Source organism: Lelliottia sp. 7254-16 (assembly GCF_002922995.1).
GTDB lineage: Bacteria > Pseudomonadota > Gammaproteobacteria > Enterobacterales > Enterobacteriaceae > Enterobacter > Enterobacter jeotgali.
Window position 1 is genome coordinate 1 of sequence record NZ_PQVS01000016.1, and the last position, 14,221, is coordinate 14,221.

Annotated in this window: 11 protein-coding genes and 1 pseudogene; 5 read left to right on the plus strand and 7 right to left on the minus strand. The window is 54.5% G+C overall.

Going from position 1 to position 14,221, the window contains the following annotated elements; translation table 11 throughout:
* Window positions 1-220, plus strand: a pseudogene (locus C3708_RS18360) (IS481 family transposase); the annotation flags it as partial.
* An 81-nt stretch (window positions 221-301) separates the two neighbouring features.
* Here C3708_RS18360 and proY read toward each other — a convergent pair.
* The 4 genes from proY to phoB form a co-directional block, all read right to left on the minus strand.
* Complete coding sequence (proY, locus tag C3708_RS18365) at window positions 302-1,675, minus strand: proline-specific permease ProY (RefSeq protein ID WP_103949933.1); 1,374 nt, start codon at window positions 1,673-1,675, stop codon at window positions 302-304.
* 78 nt (window positions 1,676-1,753) lie between these two features.
* A complete protein-coding gene (gene brnQ / locus C3708_RS18370; RefSeq protein WP_095280964.1) occupies window positions 1,754-3,073 on the minus strand; it encodes a branched-chain amino acid transporter carrier protein BrnQ in 1,320 nt (439 codons plus the stop codon).
* 409 nt (window positions 3,074-3,482) lie between these two features.
* Window positions 3,483-4,778 (minus strand): phosphate regulon sensor histidine kinase PhoR, encoded by a 1,296-nt coding sequence (gene phoR / locus C3708_RS18375; RefSeq protein WP_095280963.1) that lies wholly within the window; start codon window positions 4,776-4,778, stop codon window positions 3,483-3,485.
* Between the two features lie 21 nt (window positions 4,779-4,799).
* On the minus strand, window positions 4,800-5,489 hold the full coding sequence (gene phoB, locus C3708_RS18380; RefSeq protein ID WP_095280962.1) for a phosphate response regulator transcription factor PhoB: 690 nt from the start codon (window positions 5,487-5,489) through the stop codon (window positions 4,800-4,802).
* 258 nt (window positions 5,490-5,747) lie between these two features.
* Between phoB and sbcD the strand changes: the two genes are divergently transcribed.
* From sbcD to C3708_RS18400, 3 genes are all read left to right on the plus strand, one after another.
* On the plus strand, window positions 5,748-6,953 hold the full coding sequence (gene sbcD, locus C3708_RS18390) for an exonuclease subunit SbcD (RefSeq protein ID WP_103949934.1): 1,206 nt from the start codon (window positions 5,748-5,750) through the stop codon (window positions 6,951-6,953).
* Entirely contained in the window at window positions 6,950-10,081 is a 3,132-nt protein-coding gene (gene sbcC, locus C3708_RS18395) for an exonuclease subunit SbcC (protein WP_103949935.1), read from the plus strand. The genes sbcD and sbcC overlap by 4 nt, the downstream gene beginning before the upstream one ends.
* A 256-nt stretch (window positions 10,082-10,337) precedes the next feature.
* Window positions 10,338-10,703 carry a hypothetical protein gene (locus C3708_RS18400; RefSeq protein WP_103949936.1) on the plus strand — a complete coding sequence of 122 codons (366 nt, stop codon included), beginning with the start codon at window positions 10,338-10,340 and terminating at the stop codon, window positions 10,701-10,703.
* Window positions 10,704-10,975: 272 nt separating this feature from the next.
* Here the strand turns inward: C3708_RS18400 and mak are convergent, their stop codons facing one another.
* Entirely contained in the window at window positions 10,976-11,881 is a 906-nt protein-coding gene (gene mak, locus C3708_RS18405) for a fructokinase (protein ID WP_103949937.1), read from the minus strand.
* A 123-nt stretch (window positions 11,882-12,004) separates the two neighbouring features.
* Between mak and rdgC the strand changes: the two genes are divergently transcribed.
* Window positions 12,005-12,919 carry a recombination-associated protein RdgC gene (rdgC, locus tag C3708_RS18410; RefSeq protein WP_095280956.1) on the plus strand — a complete coding sequence of 305 codons (915 nt, stop codon included), beginning with the start codon at window positions 12,005-12,007 and terminating at the stop codon, window positions 12,917-12,919.
* Between the two features lie 49 nt (window positions 12,920-12,968).
* Here the strand turns inward: rdgC and ppnP are convergent, their stop codons facing one another.
* Window positions 12,969-13,253, minus strand: coding sequence for a pyrimidine/purine nucleoside phosphorylase (gene ppnP, locus C3708_RS18415; RefSeq protein WP_095280955.1), 285 nt, complete (start codon window positions 13,251-13,253; stop codon window positions 12,969-12,971).
* Between the two features lie 70 nt (window positions 13,254-13,323).
* Entirely contained in the window at window positions 13,324-14,001 is a 678-nt protein-coding gene (locus C3708_RS18420; RefSeq protein WP_095280954.1) for an AroM family protein, read from the minus strand.
* Window positions 14,002-14,221 lie beyond the last annotated feature (220 nt).

Consider the following 14,221-nt stretch of genomic DNA (forward strand, 5'->3'; position numbering starts at 1 on the left):
CCCGGAATACGACGAGGGCGTGATGGTCAGGAAAGTGGATATCAGCGGAAAACTGAGCCTGAGAGGGGTAACGCTGAAGGCAGGAAAAGCGTTCAGGGGCGAATATGTGGGACTGAAGGAAGGGGCTGAAGATGGCTGTTATGAGGTGTGGTGGTACAGCACGAAAGTGGGGGTGATCGACCTGAAGAAAAAGTCGATCACCATGGGTAAAGGATGTTAAATAGTGTTCACCATGTCCCCGAACACCTGTCTACCATGTCCCCGGACCGTACACTCCCACAGGGAGAGGGAAAAGAAGGGATTACTGCGCTTCAGCCAGCTGACGCTCGCGGCGGCGCTTAAACGCCCAGCCGATCAGCAACAGGACGATCCACGCAAAGCCCACGTACAGGGAGATGCGCGTGTCTGGATGATAGCCAATCAGACCGATAATAAAGACCAGGAAGATCAGGCCGACGACCGTGGTCGGGACACCGCCCGGCACTTTAAACTTCAGCGCTTTCACCTCTTCCGGCGGCAAACGACGACGGAACGCAATCTGCGACACCAGAATCATGATCCACACCCAGACGGTCGCAAAAGTCGCCAGTGACGCAATCACCAGGAAGACGTTTTCCGGCATGATGTAGTTCAGATACACCGAGAGCAGCAGCGCGACAGTCATCACCATCACCGTCACCCACGGCGTGCCGCGACGCGAGGTTTTGGCGAACACTTTCGGCGCGTTGCCCTGCTCTACCATGCCGTGCAGCATACGGCCCACGCCGAACACATCGCTGTTAATGGCGGAGAACGAGGCGGTCAACACCACAAAGTTGAGGATACTGGCAGCAAAGGCAATGCCCAGATGCTGGAAAGTCAGCACGAACGGGCTGCCGCTGGTCCCCACCTGGTTCCACGGATAGATGGACATAATCACAAACAGGGTGCCCACATAGAACACCAGAATACGCATCGGTACGGAGTTGATGGCGCGCGGAATGGATCTCTCCGGGTCTTTCGCTTCACCCGCCGTGATGCCGATGATTTCGATTCCGCCGTAGGCAAACATCACCATCTGCAGCGACATTACCATCCCGAGCCAGCCATTACTGAAGAACCCACCGTTGCTCCACAGGTTATGGATCCCGGTCGGTTGCCCGCCGTTGCCAATCCCCCAGATGATGATGCCAAAACCGGCCACAATCATGATGATGATGGTTGCGACTTTGAAGAAGGAGAACCAGAACTCCAGTTCACCGAACACCTTGACGCTCATCAGGTTGACGGCGCAGATGATCAGCACCACGCTCAGCACCCATATCCAGTGCGGCACCAGCGGGAACCAGACGCCCATGTAGATGCCAAACGCCGTCACGTCGGCTATCGCCACGATCAGGATTTCAAAGCAGTAGGTCCAGCCAGTGATGTAGCCCGCCAGCGGGCCGAGGTTTTCCTGAGCATAGCGCGAGAAAGAGCTGGCTGACGGATTGTGTACCGACATTTCGCCCAGCGCGCGCATGATGATATAGGCCGCGACGCCGCCGATGATGTAGGCCAGCAGGACGCTGGGTCCGGCCATTTTAATGGCATCTGCCGAGCCATAAAAAAGGCCTGTCCCGATTGCCGAGCCAAGCGCCATAAAGCGAATGTGGCGGGTGCTTAGCCCACGTTTCAGTTTGTTCGTGCTTTCCATTTAAATCTTGCCATTCAACTCGAAAAAAACAAAAAACCACGGGGCCATAAGCCCCGTGGTTAAACAATTTGTCGTTGATTAATGCGCGCTGGAAGTGACCTGACGCCCTGCTGCACGGTCCCAGATAATCGCCAGAACCATCGCAACAACGGTTGGCATTAACCAGGCCAGGCCTTGCTCTGACAGCGGCAGACGCTGTGTCCAGTCAGGCAGGATCCCACTGAAGGCGGATGCTTTAATCCCGTCAAGGATACCAAAAAGCAGGCTGATAAACATCGTTGGGGCAATAATTCGCGAGGAATTATTCCACCACGGACGGGTAAAGCTCAGCACCACCAGCACAATACACGGCGGATAAATCGCGGTCAGCACCGGGATAGAGACCTGAATCAGGTGGCTCAGACCGAGGTTAGAGACCGCCATCGAGAAGCCGCCGAGGATGAACACCAGCGTGCGGTAGGACAGCGGAACATACTGAGCGAAGAACTCAGCACAGGCGCAGGTCAGGCCAACCGCGGTCACCAGACAGGCCAGGAAAATCAGCACTGCCAGCAGGAAGCTACCCGCACCGCCAAAGGTGTGCTGAACGTAAGCATGCAGAATGGCCGCACCGTTCGCGTTTTGGTCGACCAGCGTCGCGCTATCAGAACCCAGGCGGAACAGCGCCAGATACAGCAGCGTCAGTCCGACACCGGCCATCAGGCCAGCCCAGATGGTGTAGCGGGTCAGCAGGCGCGCTTCGGTCACACCGCGAGAACGCGCGGCGTTAACGATGACGATACCAAAGACCATCGCGCCCATAGTGTCCATAGTCAGATAGCCATTCACGAAACCGTTGGAGAATGCCGCCGTTTTGTAGGCGTCCAGCGATTCGCTGATAGGACCCGCCGGCCACATGATGGCCGCCACGGCCAGCACGATCAGCGCCAGAATTTTCATCGGTGCCAGGAAGTTGCCCACGGTATCCAGCAGTTTGCCCGGATAGAGGGAGACCAGAATCACCAGCGCGAAGTAAACCAGGCTATAAATCAGCAGCGGCAGCGCGCCGTCGCCGGTCAGCGGAGCAATCCCGACTTCAAAAGAGACGGTTGCAGTACGCGGGGTCGCAAACAGCGGGCCGACCGCCAGATAGCAGACCGTCGCCAGCAGAATACCCGCCACTTTACCGATCGGGGTGCTGAGACTATCGACGCCGCCACCGACTTTCGCCAGCGCCACGACGGTCAGAACCGGTAGACCGACCGCAGTAATCAGGAAGCCAATAGCTGCCGTCCAGACGTGTTCACCCGCCTGCAAGCCAACCATAGGAGGAAAAATGATGTTACCTGCGCCGACGAACAGCGCAAAAGTCATAAAGCCCAGCGCGATGATGTCACGCGATTTTAAATGATGGGTCATAGAACCTTACTGCCTGTGGATGTGGTGTTGAAAACGTTGAGATTTTCGCCATCCCAAATGGGATGATACAGCGGAAAATTGACTCAATTTCAGCGGGATATGCTCCCGTCATGCCGTGGCGAAGAATAGTTTTTCGATTTACCACGCAAATACAGTCGGTATGACAGTATATGGGGCGCAATTTAAACGCTTATAACGTTTAAAGGCAAGGAGGGATCTGAAAACCAGAACAATATGCCAGCATGAAAATGCAGACCAGAACAATCCGCTAAGGTTAAGAAAAACTCATGGCTAATCATGCGAACAAAAAAACAACAACCGTATAATATTCATTCGCGTTTCGCTTGACTGCAAAGCAAACAGGCCAGCAAACGCTGGCCTGTGGAAAGGAAGGCTGACACACGCGCAATCAGGCAGTTTTTTTGGCAATCAAACGTTCCGGGATAACAAAACTAAACCGCGTGCCTTTGCCCGGCGTGCTCTGAATATCGAGGCGGCTGTCATGATGATTCACTGCATGTTTCACAATCGCCAGCCCAAGACCGCTGCCCCCCGTTTGCCGCGAGCGTGCTTTATCCACGCGATAAAACCGCTCGGTCAAACGCGGAATATGCTCCGGACCAATCCCCGGCCCATCATCTTCCACGCTGAACTCCGCGCCCGTCGGGACATGCTGCCAGCGCACCACAATATGTGTGCCCTCCGGTGTATGGTTCACCGCGTTATACACCAGGTTTGATATCGCACTGCGCAGCTGGTCTTCACTGCCGAGCACCTTCAGACTGTTATCCAGTTCAAAGGTAAACTGATGTTTTTTATGGCTCAGCGTCTGCGCTTCACGTTCCACCACTCGCAGCATCATCGGCACGTCGATCGTTTCATTCAACGCCAGCGTCGGCGCAGCTTCAATTTTCGACAGCGTTAGCAGCTGTTTCACCAGCCCTTCCATACGATGGGTCTGCTCGCGCATGGTGTGCAGCGCTTTCTCGCGCGGCGCACCTTCGAGCGTCTGCTCCTGCATCATCTCGAGATAGCCTTGCAGCACCGTCAGCGGCGTGCGCAGCTCATGGCTGACGTTGGCGAAGAAGTTCCGCCTCGCGCCTTCAAGCTGGTGCATCTGGGTCACATCGCGCGCCACCATCAACCACTGCTGATCGCTATAGGGCATCACGCGGATCTCAAGATGTCGGCCATTGTTCAGCACCAGATTGTGCGGGCGCGTAAAGTCGCGTTTTTTCAGGTAATGGGTGAATTCGGGGTAACGCAGGAGGTTCAGGATGTTTTGGCCGTTATCGTCCGGCCAGCGCAGTCCAAGCAGCTGTTGCGCCAGGCCGTTACACCAAAAAATGGTCCCTTCTTCGGTGGTCAGAATGACGGCATCTGGCAGCGACTCCGCCCCGCTGCGAAAGCGTTTGATCAGGCTTCCCAGCTCGCGACGGCGCTTTTTATTACGCATTTGCATCTGGTGCAGGCCGTACAACAGCGGTTCCCAGCTGCCGCTTCCCGGCGGTGGCGTCATGCTACGATCGACCCACAGCCACCAGGAAAGACGCAGTAAATTCCAAAAATGCCAGACCAATAGCCCGGTTACTGCCGCCAGTAAAAACCACGGCAGATGACCAAAAATCGCCCCCAAAATGGCGGCGGGGATACAGCATAAGATCAGTTCAAAAACGAGCCTTTTCCATGACAGACGTTCCAGCACGCGTCACACTCCTGTCATTGTTCAGAAACGGGTCGAAAAACGATAACCCGTACCGCGGACCGTCTGCACCATACGATCGTGGCCGCTGTGTTCCAGCGCTTTACGCAAGCGGCGAATATGCACATCTACCGTTCTGTCTTCGACATAGACGTTAGTCCCCCAGACGTTATTCAGCAACTGTTCGCGGCTGTAAACGCGTTCCGGATGAGTCATGAAGAAGTGCAAAAGTTTGAATTCTGTCGGGCCCATGTCCAGCGGGTTTTCGCCAGTCATGACACGATGTGAGGTTGGGTCGAGGCTCAAGCCCTGCATTTCGATCACCTCTTCCACCGCCATCGGTGAAATACGGCGCATCACGGCTTTAATACGTGCCACCAGCTCTTTCGGTGAGAACGGCTTGGTGATGTAATCATCCGCGCCAGTTTCCAGACCGCGCACGCGATCCTCTTCTTCACCACGCGCCGTCAGCATGACCACCGGGATATCGCGGGTCATCGCTTCGCGTTTAATGTGCTTGATAAATTGCAGGCCAGAACCGCCGGGCAACATCCAGTCAAGCAGAATCAAATCGGGCCAGGGTTCGTTCAGTTGATTCACCGCGCTGTCATAATCTTCCGCCTCAACCGGCTGGAAGCCATTTTGTTCGAGCACGAAGCACACCATTTCGCGAATCGGAGCTTCATCTTCTACGACCAGAATACGTCTCGCCATACTTTGCCCTGTCTTATTAATGTATTAGTTTGGAATGCGGCGCCATTATGCGTCAGATTTGTGACAGATTTATGAAAAACATTTCCACTATGAATGGCAAACCGTTGTTTTATTACAGCGGTTATTTTCCAGCCACAGGAACCTTAGATACACAAAATCATTCAAGTTGCATCAAGGTGAGCAGATGTAGCCAACGCAGAGGCAGCCTGAAGGATGAAGTGTATAATCCCGTTCACTCTTTTTTGCCACGGAACTGTTATGCGCATACTTCACACCTCGGACTGGCATCTGGGTCAAAATTTTTACAGTAAAAGTCGTGCCGCCGAACATGAGGCTTTCCTGAACTGGCTGCTGGAGACAGCGCAGTCGCAGGAGGTGGACGCCATCATCGTCGCCGGAGACATTTTTGACACCGGGCAGCCGCCGAGCTATGCGCGAGAACTCTACAACCGCTTCGTGGTGAATTTGCAGCAGACGGGCTGCCATCTGGTGATCGTCGCGGGCAACCACGATTCCGTCGCCACGCTCAACGAATCCCGCGACATTCTCGCGTTTCTGAATACCACTGTAGTGGCAAACGCAGGACATGCCCCACAAATCCTGAAAAAACGCGATGGCACCCCGGGCGCCGTGCTTTGCCCTATTCCTTTTTTGCGCCCGCGCGATATTGTCCAGAGCCAGGCCGGGCTATCCGGCGGCGAAAAGCAGCAGCATCTGTTACAGGCGATCACCGACTATTATCAGCAACAATACATTGATGCCTGCGCGCTGCGCGGCGACGCGGCGCTGCCCGTCATCGCTACCGGGCATCTGACCACCGTCGGCGCCAGCAAAAGTGACGCGGTGCGCGAGATTTACATCGGTACGCTGGACGCCTTCCCGGCGCAAAACTTCCCCCCTGCCGATTACATCGCTCTTGGACACATTCACCGCGCACAGGTCATTGGTGGCTGCGAACACATCCGCTACTGCGGCTCGCCGATCTCCCTCAGCTTTGATGAAACCGGAAAAGGCAAAAGCGTCCATCTGGTGAGCTTTAGCGACGGCAAACTGAGCGCCGTCGAGACTCTGGTCGTTCCAGTCACGCAACCGCTGGCGATGCTTAAGGGCGATTTGAACGCCATCGCCGCGCAGCTTGAGCAGTGGCGCGGCGTAGAGCAGTCCCCGCCCGTGTGGCTGGATATCGAAATCAGCACCGATGAATATCTGCATGACATGCAGCGCAAAATCCAGACACTGACCGAAGACCTGCCCGTAGAAGTGTTGCTGGTGCGCCGCAGCCGCGAACAGCGCGAGAAAATTCTGTTAAGCGCCCAGCGCGAAACACTCAGCGAGTTAAAAGTCGAGGAGGTGTTCGAACGTCGCCTGGCACAGGAAGATATTGATGATGCGCAGCGCAAACGCCTCAATGAACTGTTCACCCATACCCTGCACGCGCTGCATGACGAGGAAAATAACGCATGAAAATTCTCAGCCTGCGTCTTAAAAACCTCAACTCCCTGAAGGGTGAATGGAAAATCGACTTCACCGCCGAGCCGTTCGCCAGCAACGGGCTGTTCGCCATTACCGGTGCGACCGGTGCGGGAAAAACCACCCTGCTCGATGCCATCTGCCTGGCGCTTTATCACGAGACGCCGCGCCTGAACACGGTCTCGCAGTCGCAAAACGATCTAATGACACGCGACACGGCGGAGTGTCTCGCCGAAGTGGAGTTCGAAGTGAAAGGCGTGGCCTATCGCGCATTCTGGAGCCAGAATCGCGCCCGCAACCAGCCGGACGGGAACTTACAGGCACCGCGTGTGGAACTGGCCCAGTGCGAAGACGGCAAAATTCTCGCCGATAAGGTAAAAGATAAACTCGATCTCACGGCCTCGCTGACCGGGCTGGACTATGGGCGGTTTACCCGTTCGATGCTGCTGTCGCAAGGGCAGTTCGCGGCGTTTCTGAACGCGAAACCCAAAGAGCGTGCAGAGCTTTTAGAAGAGCTGACTGGCACGGAGATCTACGGCCAAATCTCCGCAATGGTGTTTGAAAAGCACAAAACGGCGCGAACCGAGCTGGAAATGCGTGAAGCGCAGGCGGCAGGCGTCGTACTTCTAAGCGAAGAGCAGCAACAGCAGCTGCAACAGGGTTTGCAGGTACTTACTGACGAAGAGAAAACCCTGCTCAGCGAACAGCACTACCGTTCGCAGGATTTTCAGTGGCTGACGCGCCATGACGAACTGCTCCGCGAGCAGCAGCGTGCAACCGCAGCCCTGGAGCAGGCACAAACGGCGCTGAACCAGGCCGCGCCAGAGCTGGCAAAGTTACAGCTAGCACAACCTGCCGCGCTACTCCGCCCCCTCTGGGAACGCCAGCAGGAGCAGACCACGCGTCTGGCGCAGACCAGGCAGCAAATTACAGAAGTAAACACTCGCTTACTCACCCGAATCGCGTTGCGCTCACGCATTCGTCATACCGCACTACACACTCGCGAGCAGCTACAGGCTGAACATCACGCCCTGATGCAATGGCTGGCAGAACACGATCGTTTTCGCCAGTGGGGCCAGGAGATCGCCGGCTGGCGTGCGCACTTTGCTCAGTTGAATCGTGATAAAAACCAGCGCGCTGCGCTCGCTGTTCGTATCGCGGAATTACGTCAAAAGCAGGGAAGCTTGCCGGAGAGCACGCTGACGCTGACGGCGGAAGATGTCGGCGCAGCGATGGAGAAACAATCGCAGACTCGTGCCACACGCCAGCGTCTCACTGCGCTGCAAGCCCGCTATCAGCCGCTACAAAAGCGACTTAAACAGAACAGCGAAAGCGTATTAAAAGCGCAGGCCGATCAGGCCGCACTCAATACCATGCTGGAGCAGCGTCGCCAGCAATACAAAGAAAAAAAGCAGCACTACCAGGACATTGAAACGCTCTGCAAGCAGGAAGAGAAAATCAAAAGTCTGGAAGCGGAGCGCGCGCTGCTGCAGGCCGGGCTGCCTTGTCCACTGTGTGGTTCTGTCACCCATCCGGCGGTCACGGATTATCAGGCGCTGGAGCTGAGCGCCAACCAGCAGCGTCGCGATCGGCTGGCAAAAGAGGTCGCCGATCTGAAAGACGAGGGTCTGCTCATTGTGGGCCAGGTCAATGCCCTGACTCAGCAGATCCAGAGAGAAAATGCAGAGAGCCAGTCGCTGTCTCAGGAAGAGCAAGCGCTCACTAAAGAGTGGCAGGAGGTGTGTGCGGCCCTGAATATCACCCTGAATATTCAGGAAGATATTGCCCCGTGGTTGAGCGAACAGGAACATTATGAGCGCCAGCTGTATCAGTTGAGTCAGCGCCTGGCGCTGCAAAGCCAGCTTAACGAACAAGAAGAGCAGGATCGCCAGTATCAGCAACAGCAGGCGGCAGCCCGAACGGCGCTGGAAAAGGCTCTGCTGGCGCTGTCTCTGACGGTTCCTGAGGAAGGCGCAGAAGCGGCATGGCTGGCCGCACGTGAAACCGAATCCGCCCAGTGGCAGGAAAAACAGACACAAAGGCAGGCTATTCAGGAACGAATAAACGCCCTGACCCCGCTGCTCGACACCCTTCCTGCAACTGACACGGCAGAAATGGAACCGGCTATTCCTGATAACTGGCGCGAAATCCACGACCAGTGTGTTTCTCTGCAAAGCCAGCTCGCCACTTTACAGCAGCAGGAAGGGCTGGAAAGCGAACGGTTGCTGGAGTCGCAAAAGCAGTTTTCCGCCGCGCTGTCAGCCAGCATCTTCGTCGACAGAGAGGCTTTCCTCGCCGCCCTGCTGGATAACGACACGCTCCAGCATCTGGAAAAACTGAAACAAACGCTGGAAAGCCAGATCCAGCAGGCGACAGCGCTCTCCGCAGAGGCCAGCCAAAGAGTGCAAACTCACCAGGTACTACGCCCGGAAGGACTGGAAAGCGATGCGCAGACGCTACAGGCACAGCTGCAAAGTCTGGCCCAACAGCTACGCGAAAACACCACCCGACAGGGCGAAATCCGCCAGCAGCTCAAGCAGGACAGCGATAACCGTCTTCATCAGCAAGGATTGATGCAGCAGATTGAAGAAGCCGCGCGTCTGGCGGATGACTGGGGATATCTGAATTCGCTCATCGGCTCCAGTACCGGCGATCGTTTCCGTAAATTTGCCCAGGGGCTGACGCTCGACAATCTGGTGTGGCTGGCAAATCAGCAGCTCAACCGCCTGCACGGACGCTATCTGTTGCAACGCAAGGCCAGCGATGCGCTGGAGCTGGAAGTGGTCGATACCTGGCAGGCCGATGCGGTGCGTGATACACGCACGCTCTCCGGTGGTGAAAGCTTCCTGGTGAGTCTTGCGCTGGCGCTGGCGCTGTCTGACCTGGTAAGCCATAAAACGCGTATCGATTCGCTATTCCTCGATGAAGGGTTTGGCACACTCGACAGCGAAACGCTTGATACGGCGCTGGACGCGCTGGATGCCCTTAACGCGACGGGAAAAACCATTGGCGTCATCAGCCACGTCGAAGCAATGAAAGAGCGCATTCCGGTACAAATTAAAGTGAAGAAAATTAACGGGCTGGGGTATAGCAAGCTAGACCGGGAGTTTGCGGTGGAGTGAGGTTAAAGATTGGGGCTGCATCCCAGCCCCAGATTTATGTCTGATTATTACAAATCGCAAAAAATGTGACGACGATCAAAAAGCCGTTTTTAATATTATTTAACCTATGGCGACTTAATTCGCTCCTGTAAGACATTCCTTGCTCGCATATTACCCACCGTTCCTTCGTGGTTGATTTCTTGTTTCTTATTGTCTGGCTTTCACAGGCCTCTGGATATTATTCCACTTATTGGGAGCAACCATTATTGAGGATCGTATGCGCTATTTACTTCCTGTTCTATTACCGATTGCTCTGGCTGGATGTGCAACGGTATCCACCACTAAAACTATTCAGGTGACGCCACAGCCTGGTGCTGACCATATCGTCGTGGATACAAATGCGACCGCACGCTGCAAAGATATTTTCTTTATCATTACATGCAAAGTGAATCTTGAGATGACGCCGGTTGGCGGGATGGAAAATACGCCTGCAACGGCATCACTGGTCACGCCTGCCCCGACACCCGTTGTTAGCGCAACTGTGACGAGCCGAATGGAAGAACTGGATAAGTTAAAATCTCAAAAACTTATTAACGCCAAAGAATATCAGACAAAACGTACCGAGATTTTGAGAGGCTTATAATGAAAAAAATATGTTATATTTCTTTAGCAATTGCGGCCTTATTATTACAAGGCTGTGTCAATATTGGCACCTCAAAGTCCGTATCTATTCCAGTTAATCCGTCGCAAAAAAGTGTAATGGTGACCAGTACGGCGACGGTTCACTGCAAAGACTATCTCATCGTGTTTAAATGCAATATAGATGTTAACACGCAGTCAATGTAAACATATTACTGTCCGGAGCGATTGCTTTGCCAAATAAAAAGCCTGAAGTTTTCCTTCAGGCTTGTCATATTAATTAGGCCATAACCACGCCGCACCGCGCACACCACTTGAATCACCGTGTACCGCTTTGCGGATCGGGGTTTCGCATTCCCCGCCAAAGACCCACTGTTTCACCAGATTAGGGACCGTGGTGTATATCCGGTCGACGTTGCTCATGCCACCGCCCAGCACGATCACATCCGGGTCAAGAATATTGACGACGTGCGCCAGCGATTTCGCCAGACGCATTTCGTAGCGGCTCAACGCCAGCTCGGCAACAGCGTCGTGCTCTTCCACCAGACGCATAATCTCGCTGCCTTTCAGCGGCTGTCCGCTCAGGCGGCGATAATCGGTAGCAAAGCCGGTCCCGGAGATAAAGGTCTCGATACAGCCCTGTTTGCCGCAGTAGCACGGCACTTCGGCACGGTATTTGAGTTCATCCTCGTCCATCCACGGTAAGGGGTTATGCCCCCACTCGCCCGCCGTGCCGTTGCCGCCGATGTGCGCGCGACCATTAAACGCCACGCCCGCGCCGCAGCCGGTGCCAATAATCACGGCAAAGACGGTCTGGGCCCCGGCCGCCGCGCCGTCAATGGCCTCCGACACTGCCAGACAGTTAGCGTCATTCGCCAGCCGCACTTCGCGGTTCAGGCGTGCACTCAAATCTTTATCAAACGGCTGCCCGTTAAGCCAGGTGGAGTTCGCGTTTTTCACCACGCCCGTGTAAGGCGAGATTGAGCCAGGGATCCCCATTCCCACCGTGCCGGTCTGTCCGGTGGCGGTTTCCGCCATCCCGACCAGAGTCGCGATCGTTTCAATGGTTTGCTGGTAGTCGTCACGCGGCGTTGGCAGTCGATGGCGAAATAATTGCTCGCCGCTATCGCTCAGCGCAATGACTTCTGTTTTAGTGCCGCCCAAATCAATCCCAATACGCACAGAACTCTCCTCATTATTTTGATTATCAACAGAGTAGAAGCCGGCTACCCGATTAGCAATGCAAGCACTGCGACAATTCGTTATCATGCCCGCTGATTTAACGACAAGGCCGTGGAAATTATCATGCTGTGGTTCAAAAATTTGATGGTTTACCGTCTCAGCCGCGACGTTTCGCTGCGTGCGGAAGAGATGGAAAAACAGTTAGCCGCCTACACCTTTACCCCATGCGGTAGCCAGGATATGGCAAAAACCGGCTGGGTTTCCCCGATGGGTTCCCAAAGCGATGCTCTGACTCACTCCTCGACTAATGGGCAAATCATTCTTTGCGCGCGCCAGGAACAAAAAATCCTGCCGTCGCCCGTCGTGAAGCAGGCGCTGGAAGCGAAAATCTTCAAGCTCGAAGCCGAACAAGGCCGCAAGCTGAAAAAAACTGAAAAAGATTCCCTGAAGGATGAAGTGCTGCACTCTCTGCTGCCACGCGCCTTTAGCCGCTTCAGCCAGACCATGATGTGGATCGACACCGTAAACGATTTGATCATGGTGGACTGCGCCAGCGCCAAGAAAGCAGAAGATACGCTGGCTCTGCTGCGTAAAAGCCTGGGGTCGCTCCCGGTGGTTCCACTGGCGATGGAAAATCCAATCGAACTGACGCTGACCGAATGGGTCCGCAGCGGCAGCCCGGCGCAAGGTTTCCAGCTGCTGGATGAAGCCGAATTAAAAGCGATCCTCGAAGATGGCGGCGTGATCCGCGCGAAAAAACAGGATCTGGTTTGCGACGAAATCGCGGTCCATATCGAAGCGGGCAAGCTGGTGACCAAGCTGGCGCTCGACTGGCAGCAGCGCATCCAGTTCGTGATGTGCGACGATGGTTCGATTAAGCGTTTGAAGTTCTGCGATGAGTTGCGCGATCAGAACGAAGATATCGATCGTGAAGATTATGCCCAGCGTTTTGACGCGGACTTTATCCTGATGACGGGTGAGTTAGCCGCGTTGATTAAAGATCTGGTCGAAGGTTTAGGCGGCGAAGCGCAGCGCTAAACCGTGCAAAAACGGGCCGGGTCAGCGTTAGCGCTACCCGGCTTTTTTATTACAGATAACGGCACAGATAAGACGTTGGCTCTGCTACCTGCAGATTAAACTCGCTGTGGCCTGGGACATTGAAAACTTGTCCGGCGGTGTACGCCTTCCATTCTGTCTCACCTGGCAGCAACACGTTCAGCGCGCCACTGATCACCGTCATCTCTTCAGGCTCTGCGGTACCAAAAGTGTATTCCCCTTCAGCCATGACGCCGACACTGGCACGGCCAGTACTGCTGCTGGTAAAACCAATGGATTTCACTTTACCGGAAAAGTATTCGTTACTCGAAAGCATGAACTGGCCCTTATGTCTTTAGATAAAAATCCACTATAGGGGCCATCCTCCGTGCCTGTCACGCAAAATCTCAGGCCAGCAATTCAGAGGCCAGGCGAGTGACCAGCACGTTCGAGAGCAGTACCGGGACATCAAGTGCTTTTTGCAGTAAATCGCGATGATGCTGGTGAAAACCGAGGCAATCCAGCATCAATACGTCCGCACCCTGCTCCAGTAATTCGCGCCCCGCCGAAATCAGTTTGGCCTCGGTATCCCAGATAGGGTTGGCCAGGGCAAAGAGCGGTGATTTTTGCAGGACTTTCCATTTATGGATCTGATTCTCAAGAAGCTCCTCAATCGGCACAATGACCCCCACCTGATGGCCATCAACAATCGAGGCCACCAGCGGCGGAATGATGCGCATTGGTTCAAGGAGGATAGAATTTCTCGCCGTGAGACCCGATATCGGTGCGGTGCTCATCAGCAGGATTACGTCATATCCCTGATTATCGAGGACTTCAATTACGCCCTGTAATGCCCGCTCAATTTTCTGATGCGATACGTGTGCTAGTTTACCGTCGCTTAACAATGTCGGCAGTGAATCTTCGTTGATCCCAATCGCGTAGTCATCCATGACCTCTTCCCGACTCATCTTGCCCAGCAGGCTAAGATGCGTGATTTGTTGTTCAGAGACGTGCTCGGTTAAGAGCGGTAACACTTCGCTTACAGGGACCACTCCAATGGTGAGGATCGCCAATGTTGCCTTCATCGTTTTCGCCTTTCTTCACTACCACTGCGATAATACAGGCACAAGCTCAATACGCTGCGCGGTTCTTGTTTTAGCTTAAACAGGTCAAAAGCGTAGCAGCATATCTGTACATCGAAATGTAAAGATAGAACGCCCGTTCTGAATCTCACTGTAATAACTAAATATTAACCCCCACTTAACATTCGCGTTGAGTTAAAAGTGTGATTCAGACACGGTTATG

Excerpts from the sequence above, each read along its gene's own strand:
- sbcC (WP_103949935.1), top strand. The coding sequence starts at position 6,950 with ATGAAAATTCTCAGCCTGCGTCTTAAAAACCTCAACTCCCTGAAGGGT.
- ppnP (WP_095280955.1), bottom strand. The coding sequence starts at position 13,253 with ATGCTTTCGAGTAACGAATACTTTTCCGGTAAAGTGAAATCCATTGGT.
- sbcD (WP_103949934.1), top strand. The coding sequence starts at position 5,748 with ATGCGCATACTTCACACCTCGGACTGGCATCTGGGTCAAAATTTTTAC.
- brnQ (WP_095280964.1), bottom strand. The coding sequence starts at position 3,073 with ATGACCCATCATTTAAAATCGCGTGACATCATCGCGCTGGGCTTTATG.
- proY (WP_103949933.1), bottom strand. The coding sequence starts at position 1,675 with ATGGAAAGCACGAACAAACTGAAACGTGGGCTAAGCACCCGCCACATT.
- rdgC (WP_095280956.1), top strand. The coding sequence starts at position 12,005 with ATGCTGTGGTTCAAAAATTTGATGGTTTACCGTCTCAGCCGCGACGTT.
- C3708_RS18400 (WP_103949936.1), top strand. The coding sequence starts at position 10,338 with ATGCGCTATTTACTTCCTGTTCTATTACCGATTGCTCTGGCTGGATGT.
- phoB (WP_095280962.1), bottom strand. The coding sequence starts at position 5,489 with ATGGCGAGACGTATTCTGGTCGTAGAAGATGAAGCTCCGATTCGCGAA.
- C3708_RS18420 (WP_095280954.1), bottom strand. The coding sequence starts at position 14,001 with ATGAAGGCAACATTGGCGATCCTCACCATTGGAGTGGTCCCTGTAAGC.